The sequence below is a fragment of the Shewanella sp. 0m-8 genome, from assembly GCF_052977265.1.
The window spans coordinates 126,078-143,620 of record NZ_JBRIMB010000011.1 but is presented as its reverse complement, the minus strand read 5'-3'; the positions used below and the strand labels follow the sequence as shown (position 1 = coordinate 143,620).

At 44.2% G+C, this 17,543-nt stretch carries 14 protein-coding genes; 6 read left to right on the top strand and 8 right to left on the bottom strand.

The features are described 5' to 3' along the window. Positions 1 to 96: 96 nt before the first annotated feature. Complete coding sequence (pyrE, locus tag ACVBIO_RS08060; RefSeq protein WP_447161734.1) at positions 97 to 738, bottom strand: orotate phosphoribosyltransferase; 642 nt, start codon at positions 736 to 738, stop codon at positions 97 to 99. A 128-nt stretch (positions 739 to 866) separates the two neighbouring features. Then, complete coding sequence (gene rph / locus ACVBIO_RS08055; RefSeq protein ID WP_447172358.1) at positions 867 to 1,580, bottom strand: ribonuclease PH; 714 nt, start codon at positions 1,578 to 1,580, stop codon at positions 867 to 869. Between the two features lie 273 nt (positions 1,581 to 1,853). Between rph and ACVBIO_RS08050 the strand changes: the two genes are divergently transcribed. Further along, complete coding sequence (locus tag ACVBIO_RS08050; RefSeq protein WP_447163460.1) at positions 1,854 to 2,717, top strand: YicC/YloC family endoribonuclease; 864 nt, start codon at positions 1,854 to 1,856, stop codon at positions 2,715 to 2,717. A gap of 193 nt (positions 2,718 to 2,910) precedes the next feature. Here ACVBIO_RS08050 and ACVBIO_RS08045 read toward each other — a convergent pair whose 3' ends face one another. Beyond that, a complete protein-coding gene (locus ACVBIO_RS08045) occupies positions 2,911 to 4,167 on the bottom strand; it encodes a type II toxin-antitoxin system HipA family toxin (RefSeq protein ID WP_447172357.1) in 1,257 nt (418 codons plus the stop codon). After that, complete coding sequence (locus ACVBIO_RS08040; RefSeq protein ID WP_447163462.1) at positions 4,164 to 4,475, bottom strand: helix-turn-helix domain-containing protein; 312 nt, start codon at positions 4,473 to 4,475, stop codon at positions 4,164 to 4,166. The genes ACVBIO_RS08045 and ACVBIO_RS08040 overlap by 4 nt, the downstream gene beginning before the upstream one ends. 374 nt (positions 4,476 to 4,849) lie before the next feature. On the opposite strand from ACVBIO_RS08040, the gene ACVBIO_RS08035 reads away from it, so the two are divergent. The 3 genes from ACVBIO_RS08035 to ACVBIO_RS08025 all read left to right on the top strand — a co-directional run bounded on the left by ACVBIO_RS08035 (position 4,850) and on the right by ACVBIO_RS08025 (position 10,684). Continuing rightward, the gene (locus ACVBIO_RS08035; RefSeq protein WP_447172356.1) at positions 4,850 to 8,050 is read left to right on the top strand and encodes a DUF3427 domain-containing protein; all 3,201 of its coding nucleotides are present in this window, start codon (positions 4,850 to 4,852) and stop codon (positions 8,048 to 8,050) included. 353 nt (positions 8,051 to 8,403) lie between these two features. Beyond that, complete coding sequence (locus tag ACVBIO_RS08030) at positions 8,404 to 9,243, top strand: 5'-methylthioadenosine/S-adenosylhomocysteine nucleosidase (protein ID WP_447172355.1); 840 nt, start codon at positions 8,404 to 8,406, stop codon at positions 9,241 to 9,243. A gap of 172 nt (positions 9,244 to 9,415) precedes the next feature. Continuing rightward, entirely contained in the window at positions 9,416 to 10,684 is a 1,269-nt protein-coding gene (locus ACVBIO_RS08025) for a NupC/NupG family nucleoside CNT transporter (protein WP_447172354.1), read from the top strand. A gap of 148 nt (positions 10,685 to 10,832) precedes the next feature. Here ACVBIO_RS08025 and ACVBIO_RS08020 read toward each other — a convergent pair whose 3' ends face one another. From ACVBIO_RS08020 to ACVBIO_RS08005, 4 genes are all read right to left on the bottom strand, one after another. Beyond that, entirely contained in the window at positions 10,833 to 11,483 is a 651-nt protein-coding gene (locus ACVBIO_RS08020) for a GntR family transcriptional regulator (RefSeq protein ID WP_447172353.1), read from the bottom strand. 153 nt (positions 11,484 to 11,636) lie between these two features. After that, a complete protein-coding gene (locus ACVBIO_RS08015; RefSeq protein ID WP_447163467.1) occupies positions 11,637 to 12,539 on the bottom strand; it encodes a LysR substrate-binding domain-containing protein in 903 nt (300 codons plus the stop codon). A gap of 93 nt (positions 12,540 to 12,632) precedes the next feature. Then, entirely contained in the window at positions 12,633 to 13,814 is a 1,182-nt protein-coding gene (locus tag ACVBIO_RS08010; protein ID WP_447172352.1) for a UxaA family hydrolase, read from the bottom strand. Further along, positions 13,811 to 14,146, bottom strand: a complete 336-nt coding sequence (locus ACVBIO_RS08005) for a carbohydrate kinase (protein ID WP_447161763.1) — start codon at positions 14,144 to 14,146, stop codon at positions 13,811 to 13,813. Before ACVBIO_RS08005 ends, ACVBIO_RS08010 begins: the two co-directional genes overlap by 4 nt. 520 nt (positions 14,147 to 14,666) lie before the next feature. Between ACVBIO_RS08005 and ACVBIO_RS08000 the strand changes: the two genes are divergently transcribed. After that, complete coding sequence (locus ACVBIO_RS08000; RefSeq protein WP_447161764.1) at positions 14,667 to 16,259, top strand: BCCT family transporter; 1,593 nt, start codon at positions 14,667 to 14,669, stop codon at positions 16,257 to 16,259. 3 nt (positions 16,260 to 16,262) lie between these two features. After that, entirely contained in the window at positions 16,263 to 17,384 is a 1,122-nt protein-coding gene (locus ACVBIO_RS07995) for a mandelate racemase/muconate lactonizing enzyme family protein (RefSeq protein WP_447163470.1), read from the top strand. The last annotated feature ends 159 nt before the right edge of the window (positions 17,385 to 17,543 follow it).

The window sequence follows — 17,543 nt, the reverse complement described above, 5'->3', positions numbered from 1 at the left end:
AGCATTAATTACAAAATCAAAATAAATGACGGCATAAATGCCGACCTACAAGGTTAAGCGCTTTACCTAGGTTCTAGATCCTAGGACCTAAAAGCTTTAAATCCCATACTGGTCGCGGTAAGCGCTTACTGATGCAAGCTGCGCTTCCATACCCGTGTTTTCTGACAGGTAGTTAATCAAGTCTTCGAGCTTAATGATAGACACGATGTCACAGCCAAAGTCGCGCTCAACTTCTTGAATCGCAGAAAGCTCGCCCTTACCCTTCTCTTGGCGGTCAAGGGCAATCAGTACGCCCGCAAGTGATGCCTTATGCGCCTGGATGATCTCCATAGACTCACGAATAGCCGTACCAGCAGTAATCACGTCGTCAACTAGCATTACGCGGCCTTGCAGCTCACTACCCACTAAGCTGCCACCTTCGCCGTGCTCTTTCTTCTCTTTACGGTTAAAGCAGTAAGGCATATCGATATCGTGATGATCACACAGCGCTACCGCAGTCGTGGTTGCGATTGGAATACCTTTGTAGGCAGGGCCAAATAGCAAGTCATACTCAATACCCGAATCAACCAATGCCGCCGCGTAGAAACGACCTAGACGCGCTAAATCACGGCCAGTGTTAAACAGGCCCGCATTAAAGAAATAAGGGCTAGTGCGGCCTGATTTTAACGTAAATTCGCCAAATCGAAGTACCTGACGCTCTAGGGCAAATTCAATAAACTCACGTTGATAGGCTTTCACAATCTCTCCTTAAAAATGTAGGGGTAATACTCTATGTATTATTTAGTAGTATTTAGTAGTATTTAGTATTAGTTGATTTTTTTACTTACAAAAAGGACCCCGAAGGGCCCTAATAACAAAAACGATGATTAGCTCAATGACGCTTTCTGGATATCAACGATTTCGCGAATACCGTGCTTAGCCAAATCAAGTAAACTTAATAGCTCTTCATGGCTAAATGGCTCACCTTCAGCTGTTCCCTGGATCTCGATGATCTTACCAGTTTCAGTCATTACCACGTTCATGTCAGTTTCAGCAGCGCTATCTTCGATATATTCTAAATCGCAGATTGGCTCGCCTTTAAAAATACCAACACTTACCGCAGCAATAAGGAACTTAAGCGGGTTAGTCTTTAAGATACCTTTACCACGAGCCCAGTTAAGCGCGTCAACTAGTGCAACACATGCGCCAGTAATCGCAGCGGTACGTGTACCACCGTCAGCTTGAATCACATCACAATCGATAACAATGGTGTTTTCGCCTAGTAGCTTCATGTCTACCGCAGCGCGTAGTGAACGACCAATTAGACGTTGAATTTCTTGAGTACGACCAGACTGCTTACCGCGAGCGGCTTCGCGCTGCATACGGCTATGCGTTGAACGTGGCAACATGCCATATTCAGCCGTTACCCAACCTTGACCTTGGCCTTTAAGGAAACGCGGTACGCCTTCTTCAAAACTAGCGGTACACAGCACTTTAGTATCACCGAACTCAACTAAAACCGAACCTTCGGCGTGAGCAGTAAACTGACGAGTAATAGTCACAGGGCGAGACTGTGCTGGAGTTCTGTTGCTTGGGCGCATGATGAATTCCTGTATATAAGGGCATTGGGGTAATTTGGCTGCATATTATAGGGACATGTTAGCCACTATGCTATCTGAATCATAAAACAGAGACCCAAAAAACCTAAGCTCAATCACATTGCCTAAGCCTATTACTTACCGCGGCCTAAAATGCTCGCGAACACCCAATCTCATCGAGTTTGCACGCGTAAAATTAACACTAATACCTGCACCTGCAATTTATTTGAGTATATAATCACTACTCACTTAGACGAACTACACTGGAAATCATCCATGATCCAAAGCATGACAGCCTACGCTCGCATTGAGCACAAAGCAGATTGGGGCACCGCCTCTTGGGAAATCCGTTCAGTTAATCAGCGTTACTTAGAAACCTATTTACGCCTACCAGAACATTTCCGCAGCTTGGAGCCTGTTCTTAGAGATCGTCTACGTAAACGCCTTAACCGCGGTAAAGTCGAAGTCAACCTTCGCTATGACCTAAACGAAAAGAGCGACAGCGAACTACAACTTAACCAAGATCTAGCCAAGCAAATTATCAACGCCGCTAACTGGGTTAAAAACGAAGCTGGCCAAGGCGAGCTTAACGTGGTTGATGTACTGCGCTGGCCAGGTGTGATGTCAGGCTCTGAGCAAGACATGGATGCCTTAGCTAAAGAGTTGTTAGTGGCTTTTGATTCGGCAATCGATCAATTTATCGAAGCCCGTGGCCGTGAAGGTGATGCCATCAACACCATGCTGCAAACCCGTCTTGACCAAATCGTTGAGCAAGTCGCCGTTGTCCGCGGTCACATGCCAACAGTTATGCAATGGCAGCGTGACAAGCTAACTAACCGTTTAGCCGAAATCACCGGTGAACTAGACCCTGCTCGTTTAGAGCAAGAGATGGTACTACTCGCGCAAAAGATGGATGTTGCCGAAGAGATGGACCGTCTTGACGCCCACGTAGCAGAAACTCGCCGTATTCTTAAGAAAGGTGGCGCACAAGGTCGCCGTCTAGACTTTATGATGCAAGAGTTCAACCGTGAGTCAAACACCCTAGCGTCTAAGTCAATCAGCGCAGATGTGACTGCAGCAGCAGTAGAGCTTAAAGTGCTTATCGAGCAGATGCGTGAGCAGATCCAGAACGTAGAGTAAGCTTTTTGCGTTTATAGAAGTCGCTTAAAAAGCCAAGCAGCAAAATATAAGTAGAGCCCAGTTTACCGCTGGGCTTTTGTTTGTCTTTAGTCTGTCTTTATGGGATGTCAGCTCAGCATATGTCGATACTATCGACATATGCACTCAGCACTCGTAAATCATGTCGATAAAACCTGATTTTAACGACATAAAACTAACGAACCTGAAAGTCTGATGATAACGTTTGCCAATGATCTTGCAAAGCGTCTTTATGCTCATCTAGCATAGGCAGTGCTTCGAGCATCTCTGGCCACATAGAGCGAGCCTTCTCTATCGTATCGAGAAGATGTGGTTTAATTGCAACCCATGGAACACCTACCGTATTTGACCATTTCTCAAAATGCTGCAACGTCATTTCATACCACTGTTTTGACTTGACCATATTCAAAGCTAGGCTGTCATCTTGTATGTAAGGAGCTGTGAATACCACATCATAGAGCGGTGACAAACGAGGAGAACGTTGATCTTGGTAGATGATGGTCCAATTCTTAAGGTGAGCATCACCATTACCTAACAGTATATTAATCAGTAATCTTCTCGCCATTTGCTGTATATCACCCAAGCGATCATTACTTGTACGGAATAGTACCTGCCCTAATTGTTCATAGTTAACTTTCTGATATTTATCTGTAGGATATAGGCCAAAAATTTGAGCAAAGTCTTCTGTATGCACTCGCCCTTCATGAGTACGATCAAAACGTTTTATACCATAAGCGTATGTTTCATCGGGGAGTCTGATATTTGGTAATCCCTCTAACTCATTGAGTTTGATTAAGCGTATATCTGGGATTTTTGCGCCTGCAGCTTCGGCTAACTTCATACAGGTATATTCATTGACAGACACACCTTTATGCACCGTTGAAGGCGTTTTAATAATCCACATATCTTCAGAGATTTCCTGATCAATGTGATAGCGACCATCTACATGAGAAGATGAGAATTTCATCTGTACACCAGCAAGCGAGAATTTAGTATCTGCATGTTTAACGTTAATCTGCTGTGGTTCGGTCACTAAACGTTGTTCTAATGCCCAAATTGGCATTTTACCTGCCCTGATAGGCGTCGCCACCAATGCACCAGGCAAATTAGTCCCCAAATAGGCCAAAATCGAGAACTCGTTATTTACGTGACATTGAAGTGCTTTCGCCACAATATCTCTTAAGATCCCTTCTGGTAATAAATTAGATAATACAGGTGGTATTTTTTCACTGCGGATTTGAGGCTTAGAAAAATAATTAGGATCTTGAAGCTGTCTAAGTGTAAGCACTGGTCTTTTATGCTTGGGCATTGCAATATATTCAGGGTTAAAACTAAGTATGTTCTTTCCGCCAGCATAATGAGCAACAACGCCAATATCGACACCGTGTAGCTGAATTTTCAATCCTTCTACTTGCTCTGTTTGTTTGCTCATTTCTGATCCTCAGATCCAAACCAAAACCCTAAATCATCCGAATCATCTTCTAGCGATTCAACACTGGCATCACTTGAAGCGACTTCTAACCTAGGTTGATCAATATTGCTTCCCTTAGGGGTAATAGATAATTCCATATTTAAGCCATCTAGCACACGTAATAGAGTAGACAACTTCATATCGCTACCCGCTTCGATACGCTGATATTGCTGCTGCTTCATACCGATACGCATATACATATCTTTTTGTTCCATCTGGAGCTGTTTACGTCGAGATGAAAGTAGTTTGGAAATTTGCTCAATCGTCATCACACCCAACCTCAAACAATAGAAAAGTTGTACACACACATATAAACAACATATTAGTTGTAAAACCAGCTATAAACAACTTATCTGATGTTTTAAGCCATCAATACAACTTAATAGTTGTAAATATATTTTAAGGGATCGATAGCCAGAGCTCTACAAACAGATCCAGAACGTAGAGTAACTGCTTCTGAGCTTGTGAAAATCGTTGTAAAAGACAAGCAGTAAAATATAAGTAGATCCCAGTTAAATGCTAGGCTTTTTGTTGTCTGAAAATCAGTATGAATGATTCCGTTGATAAGTTTGATCGCCGCTACTTATTTCTATTAATCAATTCGGTTATTCTTAGCTAACTTCAAATGATAAAAGCATTTTTCATGAATCAAACCGGCATATATGAGCAACTGATAACTCAGTTAGTCGAACAGAAATTAGATCGAAAAGCTTTCTATGTTGGCGAACGTTCATTAGAAAATGGCGAAGCAGCCTCTTGGCTCTCTCGCTTTTTAACTCGAATCATCGAAATAGCGATAGACTCTGTGCCTAATGGCAATGATCGCGTTTTTGAGCAAATAGGTTTAGCCAATAAAGTCATCGAATGGCTTAGTTCTAATATTGCCGATAGTGAGCTGATTACCGAAAATCTCATTGATAGCCAAGGCAAGATCCTGACGGCATTGCTCGATAAGAAAAATCCCATATCGTCAGATTTGCCAAAGTATATTGAAGGCATCATGCCGCTAACAGGACTCACTCAAAGCGAGTTATTTTGTGGGAACAATGCAGGCGTATCTCTTGAAACTGAGATTAAACGTGAAATCCAATCCTCCGATAAGATCTATTGGCTAGTCTCATTTATCAAATGGGCTGGGATCCGAATCTTTAAAAAAGAACTAGAAGAATTTACTCGCAGTGGTAAGCAGTTAAAAGTTATCACTACCTCCTATATGGGAGCGACTGACGCTAAGGCCGTTGAATTCTTAGCATCTTTGCCAAATACGGAAGTAAAGCTGAGCTACAACACCAACAGAGAACGCTTACACGCAAAGTCCTATCTATTTATGCGTAACTCGAGCTTTCATACTGGTTATATCGGTTCATCCAACCTGTCACACTCAGCTTTAACCAGTGGCTTAGAGTGGAATTTAAAGATCACCTCGCAAGAGATCCCACATATTATTAAAAAATCTCTCAGTACATTTGAAACCTACTGGGAATCACCTGATTTCGAATATTTTGATGGTAAGACCCAAAGCAAAGAGCGCTTAGTTAACGCGTTGCAAGAAGCCAGAGGCACCTACGATACATCCACGCAAAGCTTTTATTTTGATATCAAACCCCACTCCCATCAGCGAGCCATCTTGGACAAACTAAAAGTTGAACGTGAATTACATGGGAGGTATCGAAACCTCGTTGTCGCAGCTACTGGAACAGGTAAAACCATCATTTCAGCGTTTGATTTCGCTGAATTTTATGCAGCTAACCCTGAAGCTAAGTTCCTATTTCTAGCTCATAGAGAGGAAATTTTAAAGCAAGCGAGAAGTGCATATCGCGGCGTTTTAAAAAGTAGCCAATTTGGTGAGCTACTCGTTGGGCAAAATAAACCTCAAAAGTTTAATCAGTTGTTCGCATCAATCCAAAGCTTAAACAACCAACTAGCGACCATTCAATTAACCGAAGATTACTTTGATTACATTGTTGTCGATGAAGTCCATCACATAGCTGCAAACAGTTACCGTGCGATTCTGCAACACTTTAAGCCACAAATACTACTCGGTTTAACAGCCACACCAGAGCGCCATGATGGCGCTGATATTCTGAAAGATTTCTGCAATGTCATTGCTGCTGAAATCAGATTACCAGAAGCCATTAATCAACGTCATTTATCACCGTTCCAATACTTCGCTGTTGATGATAATACCGATCTCACAAATATTTCATGGGCTAAAGGCCGCTACGATGTCGCTGAACTGACCAAGCTCTACACTTACAATGACCAAAGGGTCTTTCGAATACTGCAAAGCTTAGAAGAAATTGTCACAGACATATCGCAGATGCGCGCATTGGCGTTTTGCGTAAGCAAAGATCACGCTAACTTCATGGCGCAAAAGTTCACTTTAAGCAATATTCCTTGCGACGTACTTACGAGTGACAATTCAAAAGAACGAGACATTCAGCTGCAACGTTTAAAATCGAAAGAAATTAACGTTTTGTTTGTGGTTGATATATTCAACGAAGGTGTCGATATTCCAGAGCTGGATACATTACTGTTTTTAAGACCAACAGAAAGCCTGACTATATTTCTTCAGCAGTTAGGCCGCGGGTTAAGACTGACTAAAGATAAAGAATGCTGCACTGTCATTGATTTTGTTGGTAACTCTCGCCCTGAGTATGATTTTTCCCATAAATTTAGAGCGCTTATCGGCAAAACAAACCAGTCTGTTTCAAAAGAAATCAAACAGGGATTTCCACATTTACCTTTAGGATGTCGAATAGAGCTGCAAGAAAAAACACAGCAAATGATCTTAAAGAACATATCGCTAGCAACCTTAAACAAAAACAGGCTGCTTGGCTTAATTTCAAACTACCCAAATGTGACAGATTTACCTCTCACACTAGCGAACTTTCTTCATATCTATCCTGACTTGTCATTAGAGGACCTTTATAAAGTAAAAGTAGGTAAGTTTGGTGGTTGGCAAGCACTCGTGACGACAACTTATGGGAAAGAGATACAACAGGGCGAGCTAGACCTTTACGCCTCTTACTATCGCGCAATCAACAATCGTTTATTAAGTTGTACTTCGATCTCTTATTTACTGTTCATCAAAGCCTTGTGTGAAAGTGATTTTTCACTACCAACCCAAGCTTGTATTGGGTCTACTGCTGCACAACACAATCTGCTTTTCTCAACCATGTGCCATTATGACTTTTGGGACAAAACGGGTAAACAAGCCGGATTTGATACCATTGAGCAGAGTTTGCTTGCGCTAAGACATAAGAAACTGCAAGACGAATTTAGTGAGGTTATTTCACTTCTTATAGAACGCTTAGCCACACAAGAATTTAAGATGTCGGCTGTTAACAACACCGTAGTGGATAACTCGCCATTGAAGATGCATGTACGTTACCCCAAAGAACATATATTGGTTGCATTTGGCGATAGTACATTTGATAAGAAATCATCGAGTAGAGAAGGTGTGCTCAATATTGCAGATGCTAATACCGAACTGCTGTTTGTTACCTTGGATAAATGCGAAAAGCAGTTTTCAGCAACGACCATGTACCATGACTATGCGATTAGCCCCACACTATTTCATTGGCAAACTCAAAACAGCGCCAAGCCAAACTCTGGTAGAGGTTTAGGCTATATAACGCAGAGAGAAAACAACAAGACATTCATCTTGTTTGTTAGAGAACAAGCTAAAGATGAATACGGAAAAACCATGGGTTTTGTCAATTTTGGCCCAGTGGAATTTGTTAAGTATGCAGGCTCTCAGCCAATGGATATTACATGGAAGCTAAAGCAACCGATGCCAGCATATATGTGGCATGACACAGCTAAGCTAGCTGTTGGCTGATAGGTAGCTTTGCTAAACACACCACCAGCCTATTTCGACATCACCAAACGAGTGGCTTTACGCCACTCGCTCATTTAAGCAACCTCAACCGCCCCCACTAACTAGCCTGTTTTCTTAAACACTGTTTTCTAATTTAAAGTCATTGCCAAACGCGGCACGTTCAACAAATAAACACCTTTTGAAATATCCTTACAAAATAAGTGGTTACAACACCAAGAAATTAGCTACTCAAGCCAGAAATTGTGCGTTTTATAGGCCAGCTAAACCGCAACAAGTATTTTACTTTTCATTTCGTTGTTTAGCCTAAATCCCATTGCTACCATCTGCGCACTTTCCATTTGAAGTTATTTGTCATGCCAACTTGCGAGCAGCCAAAAGCTGAAAAGTTAGACCCTGAACACGTAAACTCTGAACAGCCACACAATGAAAAGTTACCCTCAAAAATGCTAAATCCTATCTTAGTTCAAGGCGCGATGGACGTTGAAGTCGAGACGCTTGTTGCCGCTCTAAACGATGTAAAACAAAAGACATATGGTGCGTGGACGTTCTGGCAAGGTCTATTAGATGGCTACCCAGTTGTGGTGTCGCGTACCGAGATTGGTTTGGCTAACGCTGCCGCATCTACCACTTTGGGCATTGCGCACTACCAGCCAAAAGTTATCATCAATCAGGGCACCTCTGGTGGCCACGATCCTAAGCTGTTTCGCTCTGACATCGTGATTGGTGCAACCAGCTTTAATATGGGCGCTTACAAAATCGAGTTCGTTGAAAAAGGCCAAGGCATACACCCTACCACGTGGCAGAACTTCGATATGCCAATGTACCTGCGTGAAAACGGCGTTGTGGTTGAACACAATCATTTTAAAGCCGACCCAGCGCTAGTTGAAATCGCCCTTTCGCAAGCAAGCAGCTACACCCAAGGTAAAGTGGTACTGGGTAGAATTGGTAGCTGTGACGAATGGAACCGCGAAGTTGACCGTATTAACTGGTTCCACGAGACCATGGGCACCTCAGTTGAAGAGATGGAAACCTCAGCGGCTGCGCAAGTTGCCGAAGCCTACAAGCTACCTTTTATGAGTATTCGCGTGCTGTCTAATACCGACCAACATAAGCAAGACTTTGAGCCGCAAACGGCGATTGATTGTCAGGTTTATGTGCTTGATGTCATCAAGGCATTAATTAAGACCTTTTAAAGCCAGTTTAAAAAAAGCATCTAATCAACAAGATGAGTGACGGGAATAACAATGGTATTCCCGCATGCTTTCGCTCGCTTTTAAAACGGTAATTTAACGCTCAATCGCGCAAATATGAGCCTGAGCGTTAGCTAATCCCTTTCTTTAACTTAGAGAGTAATAGACAAAACAAATGCAAATTTTAATCAGTATTGTTGGCATCATTGCCCTACTTTCAGTGGCTTTTCTGGCGTCTGAAAATCGTAAAGCCATTAACTACCGCACGGTTGGTTTGGCATTTTTCCTGCAGTTAATTATGGGTGCGTTTGTCATCTATTCATCGTTCGGCCAAGCCGTTATCTTTAATATGGCAGAAGCGGTTTCAACCGTGATTGGCTACAGCAACGAAGGCATGTCGTTTATGTTTGGCGGCCTTGTTAGCGATAAAATGTATGAACTGTTTGGCCCAGGCGGCTTCGTTATCGCCTTTAAAGTATTGCCTATTATCGTGTTTTTCTCGGCAATTTCGGCGGTGCTGTACTATCTCGGCATTATGCAGTGGGTGGTTCGCATTGTGGGCGGTGCACTGCAAAAAATCCTTAATACCAGCAAAGCGGAATCTATGTCTGCCAGTGCTAACATCTTCCTAGGTGTCACTGAAGCGCCACTGCTAATTAAGCCTTATATTCCTAAGATGAGCCGCGCCGAGCTGTTTGCAGTAATGTGCGGTGGTTTGGCGTCGATTGCCGGCACCATGCTAGCGGGTTATGCCCAGCTTGGGATTAAGATGGAATATCTGTTAGCGGCTTCGTTTATGGCGGCGCCGGGGGGCTTACTGTTTGCTAAGTTATTAATCCCGCAAACCGAGAAAGTAAACGACCAAGACCTAACCGTTGTAGAAGAAAATCCACCAGCCAACATTATTGATGCTGCGACCACTGGCACTATGAATGGCCTGTCGTTAGCCATGGCTGTGGGCGCAATGCTGTTTGCCTTTGTCAGCTTAGTGGCGCTAATGAATGGCATGCTAGGTGGCATTGGTAATTGGTTTGGTTTTGACGGCCTAAGCTTGCAGCTGATTTTAGGCTACCTGTTTGCCCCTGTTGCTTGGTTGATGGGTGTGGCGTGGGATGAAGCGCTATTGGCGGGCTCGTTCATCGGCCAGAAAATTGTGATTAACGAGTTCTTTGCTTATATCAACTTAGCCCCATACCTAAGCGGTGATGCGATTGTTGCAGCAACAGGCATGCCTATGTCTGAGCGCACCCAAGTGATTCTATCGTTTGCACTGTGTGGTTTTGCTAACTTAGGTACGGTAGCGATTGCGATTGCCGGTATTGGTGGCTTAGTGCCAGAGCGTCGCTCTGAAATTGCATCACTAGGCTTAAAAGCACTGCTTGCAGGCGTGCTTTCAAACCTAATGGCTGCAACCATTGCCGGTTTGTTTATGAGTCTTGTTTAATCAGCCTATTTTCATACGCTAATTAGCAAACAGGCCCATATGGCGTAATGTCATATGGGCCTGTTTGCTTTACACGCGACAACCGTTAAAACCTGATTGACACGCTATAGAGTGAAAGAGTCTGGACGTTAACAAAATCTTTTGATAATCAATCGCTTTTCACTAAATCATCACCACGCGTCATTGGGGTGATATTGGCTCTGGCTTGCTGGACTGCGGTTTCGGCGTCGCCGGCGCAAATCGCTTGTACCAATGCCTGATGGCTAGACGCACTGTCTGACAGGTCATAATCTTGGTGCGTCAGCGCAATGTACGCCTGCAGTGGATATAAGATCTGCTTATATTGATTCTTCATGCGTTCACTGCCGCAGATCTCAATAATCAGCTGGTGTAATTGCCAATCCATTTCGCTGATGCGGCGAGTATCAGTGCTGTGTTGCAAGCAAAGTAGTTGGTACTCTTGGAAAAAATCCGCTAAGCGCGCTTTATCATCACTGCTGGCCCATTTAGCAGCCATGGCCGCGGCTTCGCCTTCTAACGCAACCCGTAAATGGTATAACTCCCACAAGTCTTGCTGGTTAATCTCAACCACTTGCCAGCCTGAGTAAGGCTTTTGAATGACTAAGCCTTCATTGACTAACGAGTTCAGCGCCATACGCACTGTGCTACGCGATAACTCTAGCTGCTTGGCTAATGCGCTTTCCACCAGCTTTTCGCCTAACTTGATGTGACCCTCCAATATATGCGTGCGCAAATAACGGGTGGCTTGAGACTCCAAACTTTCTTTCGTGATTTTCATATCGTTTACTGATGACTCAACTATTTAGATTAACTTTTAGCTCAACTTTATAGCTCAACTTTATAGATCTACTTTTGAGCTCAACTTTTGAGCTCAACTTTTGAGCTCAACTTTTGAGCTCAACTTTTTAGCTCAACTTTTTAGCTCAACTTTTTAGCTCAGCATAGCTTCTCGGACAAACTGCATAAAACTATGAGCTTGTGGCGATAACGACTTATTCTTGCGGGTTAAAATATAGTAAGCGCGCTGATGACGCACTTTTAGCTCTGGAAATGGCATCACTAAGCGACCATCAGCTAACTCCTCTTGGATCTGCTGATAGGCACAAACGGCTACGCCTAAGCCACTCATTGCTAGCGACATGACTACCTGGCTTTCACTGGCATAATGGCACTTTTGTAGCTCTAGTCGAGCGACTGGATAATAATTTAGCCAGTACTTCCAATCGAAGTTATCGCGGTCATGAATAATGTTGGCATCAGCTAAGTCTGCAGGCACCGTCAAAGGTTTACGCTTGAGGTATTCAGGCGAGCAAACGGGTACATAATCAAGACTACACAAAAACTGCGAATCAAAGCCTTCCCAGTCACCATCGCCCCACTTTATCGCCAATTCAGTTTGCGGTAAAAAATCAAAATGATTAGTCGTCAGCATCTGCCCGACCAATAACGTAGGGTACTGAGCTAAAAACTTAGGTAATAATTTGCTGACAACCTGTCGACTAAAAACCGGTTCCATCTCAATATGTAAAGTGTAATGCTCAGCATTATTATGAAAGCCATCAACTACGCCCATTAACTCCTGGATCGGCTGATTGACCTGTAACAGTAATCGCTGACCATCTTCGGTTAACTGCACTTGTCTGCCGCCGCGATAAAACAGCTTTGTACGCAGCACCGCTTCAAGCTTGGCAACTTGCTGGCTAATGGCTGACTGAGTCAGGCATAGCTCACGGCTAGCCTCGGTAAAGCTTTGTTTATCTGCCACCGCTTTAAATGCCATAAACCAAGATAACTGCGGTAAACGGGCACTTGAACTAGCTTGAGTTGTATTCATAACATCCTGCGATAGTATGCCCCTATACAAACATGAGTATAAGGGCGTTGCTTGATTAGCGGCTTATGCTTAGCGGCTTTACTTTGAAAAAGCTTAGCAGCTTGGCTTAAAGCGTAACACCGTCTCTAAACGTTGGTCTTTCTGGTACAGGCTACAATAGCTATAACCAATCTCTTCAATATTGGTCTGCTGGCCTTGAGCGACAGTGCCAACTTTGGCAACGATGCGCTCAGCAACACTTTCTACACCTTCTTCGGCGCGCATGATACCAGATGCGTCAATATCTATATCTTCATTTAGCAAATATTGGTTACCGCTCACACGGATCACTGGCACGATAGGATTATTAAAGCCTGCGCCGCCGGTTGTCCATAAAATCAGATGCGCGCCCAGTGCAGCAAAGTGCATTCCCGCGCTGCCACATAGGTGCGTGGCTTCCGATAGATAAAAACCTGGCGTGGTTGGTTTTTCATGTACGAGGTGATTAATCTGCAATACATCTTGGATTGGGCGTGTACCGGTTTTACTCAGCGCACCAAAAGACTTTTCTTCTAGTGTGGTTAAGCCGCCCACACTGTTACCAATACTCATGGTTTCCACTTCTGCGCCATCTACATGCCAACGCGCTTCTTCTTGCTGAATAAGGCGCTCTAGTTTATCGGCGACCTCTGGCGATACTGCGCGCTGACGTAGAATCGCTTCACAACCAACGAGTTCAATCAATTCACCGGCAATGGCGGTTGCACCGATATCAACTAAGGTGTCTACCGCACGGCCAACACTTGGATTAGAGGCAATACCTGAACTGGTATCTGAACCACCACATTTAACCCCGATAACTAGCTCTGATATCGGCGTTTCGACTCGCGGCGCTGCATTAGCAGCTTGCTGTAACTCTTGTGCTAACGTCTTACCTTGAGTAATGGTTGAGCGCGTGCCTTGCTGCTTGATGCACACCAATGAAAAAGCAGGGCGGCCGCTAGCGCGAATTGGCGCAGCCACGATTTCAGGATCAATACTGCCACAGCCCATCGCGAGTACCAGTACACCAGCCACATTCGGATTATTGCCCGTATTTATCATGGTGTTGATCATCTCTTCGTTACCACCATACATACAGGTGTTGTAGTTAGTGACCACAATACCGTTATCGATACTGTCGGCAATAGCGCGAGCGATGCCGTCACAACATTCATCAACTGCCATAATCAGTACATGATTACGAATACCCACGCTGCCATCGCTGCGGCCAAAACCCATAAATGTGCTCATCATGCTTGCTCAATCCCCATCTGTTTAATGATTTCTTGAATAATGTTGTCGGGAATGTCTAGACGTTGGCTACGCACATTTTGCACATGTGCCAATTGACCACGAGGTATGCCCATAATGGCTACGCCAACGGGGTAACTCGCTTTAGTAATAAGCTGCAGGTTGGCAATATCGGTTAACGCCACTTTATTACCAAAGGTAATGGCTTGCAGGCAGGTCACAACATCTATGACTTGGTTATTGGTTGAGATAATGGCTATCTCATCGCCTTTAGTGGCATCTACGAGTAGCGTGGCGACGTTGTCGCTTGGGTCGAGCTGAATGGCTTTTTTCATTCTGTTTAGCGTTAGATTGTCGGACAATCCTACAATCTAATTGTTTTTTGCTATTTATCAATCCACAAATATCGATATTGAGCCCTAAAATAGCGGCCAGTTATATGAAATGTGATGCAACATCCACTTTAAGAGATATCTCTTTTGCTAATAACAAAACGTAATTAGTCATTTTACCTACAAGTAGTCAGTGTATGTCGCCACCCGCAAATGTGGTTATCTGCTTTAAAAAGGCGATACCGCCGACACTAAGGGACGCTAAGCAACACAAGATAGTAACAGTACTCACACAAGCTCAACCTCACCCCAAATATAACTACATTTATCGAATGATTCAGCAATCACAGTATTAAAACGCCCTTGGTGAGCCATCTCCCACTATTACATTTTGTAATGACTGAATAAGCTTTTATTGTTGTCACTCAGCGCCTTCTTCGCTCAAAATCCGCCCGAATAAAAATTCCCTGTGCGGTTTACCCTATAACGTAAATCGCACTATTACTTTTGTAAGGATGTAGTCGTGACTGATTTAACAACGGCACCAGTGACAGATGAAACTGTTACTCAGCAATCCCCCGTTCAAAATGATAAAGTTCAAAACGACAAACTACTGATCTCAGTGAGTTTGGCTGTTGTATTTGCTGTCGTCATGATGCTGATCTTTAACCCAGATCAAGTACAAGCTGCTGGTAAATCGGCTTTTGCTGCATTAACCAATACCTTTGGTTCTTTCATCCAGCTGTTTGCCTTTGCTGCTGTGTGTACCATGCTGTACATCGCGGTAAGCCGCTACGGCACCATTAAACTGGGCGAAGGCGAGCCTGAATACAGCAACATGAGCTGGTTATTCATGTTTATCTGTGCCGGTTTAGGTTCAGCGACCATGTACTGGGCGTTCATGGAATGGGCTTACTACTACAACGGTATTGGTCTGAACATTGAAGGCCAGAGCAACGAAGCGCTGCGTACTAGCTTGTCTTACGTGATGTTCCACTGGGGTATTACGCCTTGGGCTATCTATGGCCTAGCGTCTATCACTATGGCGTACCATTTCCACGTTAACCGCGCTAAAGGCCTAAACCTGTCATCGCTTATGGTGTCTATTCTAGGCATGAAAGAAGACAGCACAGCTAGCCGTGTAATGGGACGTTCTCTGGATCTGATCTTCTTATTCGCGACGTTTGGCGGCCTAATCTTAACGACAACAGTGACGGTAAATACGGTTTCAACCGGCTTCTCTGAGCTGTTTGGCATGGAAAATACCTTTGCGATCAAGGCTATTTTACTGGCACTGATCACCCTGACCTTTACCCTAAGCTCTTACATCGGTATTGCTGAAGGTCTACAAAAAATCGCTCATGCTGCTTGTGGTATGTGCTTTGTGTTTGCTGTGATAGTACTAGTACTGGGCGACACAGGCTTTATCGTTGATTTCTTTGTTAACTCGCTAGGTCTGACACTAACTAACTTTGTTGAGATGAGCCTATTTACTGATGCGACAAATGGCGGCACCTTCAACAAAGATTGGACTGTGTTCTACTGGTTATACTGGTTCACTTACACGCCAGCGGTAGCAATTTTCGTTACCCGTATTTCTAAAGGTCGTACGATTCGCCAGGTTGTTTTAGGTCTAATGGCGGGTGGTTGTGGTGGTTGTTGGTTCTTCTTCGGCGCGCTAACTGGCTACTCAGTTGATGCAATGGTAGATGGCATAGTGAATGCACCCGCTCTACTAAACAGCGCTAATGGCGACATCGCAGTGGCTCAGCTAATTGCTAACCTGCCATTTGGTACCATCTTGTCGGTATTCTACTTCGTGCTAATGATGTTGTTCCTAGCTTCTCACTTAGATGCTACCGCGTTCACCGTAGCAGCAGTAAGCACCAAGAACCTAAAGCAAGGTCAAGATCCAACTCGTGGTCTACGCGTGTTCTGGTGTGTGATGCTAAGTCTATTACCACTAGCAATGCTGTATATCAATGCTTCACTGGATACATTGAAAACAGCGGTAACCCTAACTGCGGCACCATTTGTAATCGTACTGATGCTGTGTATGTTTGGCCTAAAGAAATTCCTGTCAAACCACAAGTTTGATGACGTTGCAGAGAAATAAATCATGTTGAAAATTACCGATATTGAAGTCATCCACCTACGCGTACCTTCGATGGATGCCGAGTGTGAATGGGGCGAAGACGCCGTCATTGTTAAAGTGCACACAGATAAAGGTATCGTGGGTATTGGTGAAGCTGACTCTAGTCCACTAGTGGTTCAAGCTTGTATCGAAGCGCCACAAACTAACTTCTACTGTAACGGCCTAAAGCGTCTGTTGATCGGTGAAAACGCGCTAGAAATTGAGCGTCTGTGGAACAAGATGTACTGGGGTTCTAACTACATGGGTCGTCGCGGTGCCGGCATCCACGCTATTAGCGCCATCGATATTGCTCTGTGGGATATCGCCGGTCAGTTCTACGGCGTACCAGTACACACGCTTCTAGGTGGTAAATACCGCGAGAAGATCCGTTGTTACGGTACCTTTATTCCGGCTGATAAGCCTGAAGACAACGTGGCGATTGTGCAGGGCTTGAAAGACCAGGGCTTTACTAGCATTAAGTTTGGCGGCGGCGTGATGGGCGATGACCCAGACACTGACTACGCGATTGTTAAAGCAGTGCGCGAAGCAGCAGGTCCAGAGATGGAAGTGCAGATTGACTTAGCGTCTAAGTGGCACACTTGTGGTCATTCAGCCATGATGGCGAAACGTCTTGAAGAGTTTAACCTGAACTGGATTGAAGAGCCGGTTTTGGCAGATAGTCTTATCAGCTATGAAAAGCTGTCTCGCCAAGTGTCACAAAAGATTGCTGGCGGTGAGTCTTTAACGACGCGTTATGAGTTCCAAGAGTTCATCACTAAGTCTAACGCCGATATCGTTCAGCCAGACATCACCCGTTGTGGTGGAATCACTGAAATGAAGAAGATTTACGACATCGCGCAGATGAACGGTACTCAGCTGATCCCGCATGGCTTCAGCACCGGCATTTTGTTGCATGCTTCAGTGCACTTCTTAGCCGCTTGTGAGCAAGGCACCTTGATGGAGTTCTCTCAAAGCAGCAGCCCGTTATTCACCAGCTTAGTGAAAAACCAACTGCAGTTCGACAACGGCTATGTAGCTGTATGTGATAAGCCAGGTTTAGGTATCGAGCTAGATGAAGAGTTGATTGCCAAGTACCGTGTGAATTAGTATCGCGTGAACTAATAGCGTTAACTTTATCCGCTAAACAACAATGCCAGTAAGTGACAGCTTACTGGCATTTTTTTATGCCCCTTAGTCATTAATAACCTCACTTACCACTACACACTTTGTTGCTAGCTAATCTGGTAGCTTTGCTAGTGTTTTTTA

Excerpts from the sequence above, each read along its gene's own strand:
- rph (WP_447172358.1), bottom strand. The coding sequence starts at position 1,580 with ATGCGCCCAAGCAACAGAACTCCAGCACAGTCTCGCCCTGTGACTATT.
- ACVBIO_RS08050 (WP_447163460.1), top strand. The coding sequence starts at position 1,854 with ATGATCCAAAGCATGACAGCCTACGCTCGCATTGAGCACAAAGCAGAT.
- ACVBIO_RS08045 (WP_447172357.1), bottom strand. The coding sequence starts at position 4,167 with ATGAGCAAACAAACAGAGCAAGTAGAAGGATTGAAAATTCAGCTACAC.
- ACVBIO_RS08040 (WP_447163462.1), bottom strand. The coding sequence starts at position 4,475 with ATGACGATTGAGCAAATTTCCAAACTACTTTCATCTCGACGTAAACAG.
- ACVBIO_RS08035 (WP_447172356.1), top strand. The coding sequence starts at position 4,850 with ATGAATCAAACCGGCATATATGAGCAACTGATAACTCAGTTAGTCGAA.
- ACVBIO_RS08030 (WP_447172355.1), top strand. The coding sequence starts at position 8,404 with ATGCCAACTTGCGAGCAGCCAAAAGCTGAAAAGTTAGACCCTGAACAC.
- ACVBIO_RS08025 (WP_447172354.1), top strand. The coding sequence starts at position 9,416 with ATGCAAATTTTAATCAGTATTGTTGGCATCATTGCCCTACTTTCAGTG.
- ACVBIO_RS08020 (WP_447172353.1), bottom strand. The coding sequence starts at position 11,483 with ATGAAAATCACGAAAGAAAGTTTGGAGTCTCAAGCCACCCGTTATTTG.
- ACVBIO_RS08015 (WP_447163467.1), bottom strand. The coding sequence starts at position 12,539 with ATGAATACAACTCAAGCTAGTTCAAGTGCCCGTTTACCGCAGTTATCT.
- ACVBIO_RS08010 (WP_447172352.1), bottom strand. The coding sequence starts at position 13,814 with ATGATGAGCACATTTATGGGTTTTGGCCGCAGCGATGGCAGCGTGGGT.
- ACVBIO_RS08005 (WP_447161763.1), bottom strand. The coding sequence starts at position 14,146 with ATGAAAAAAGCCATTCAGCTCGACCCAAGCGACAACGTCGCCACGCTA.
- ACVBIO_RS07995 (WP_447163470.1), top strand. The coding sequence starts at position 16,263 with ATGTTGAAAATTACCGATATTGAAGTCATCCACCTACGCGTACCTTCG.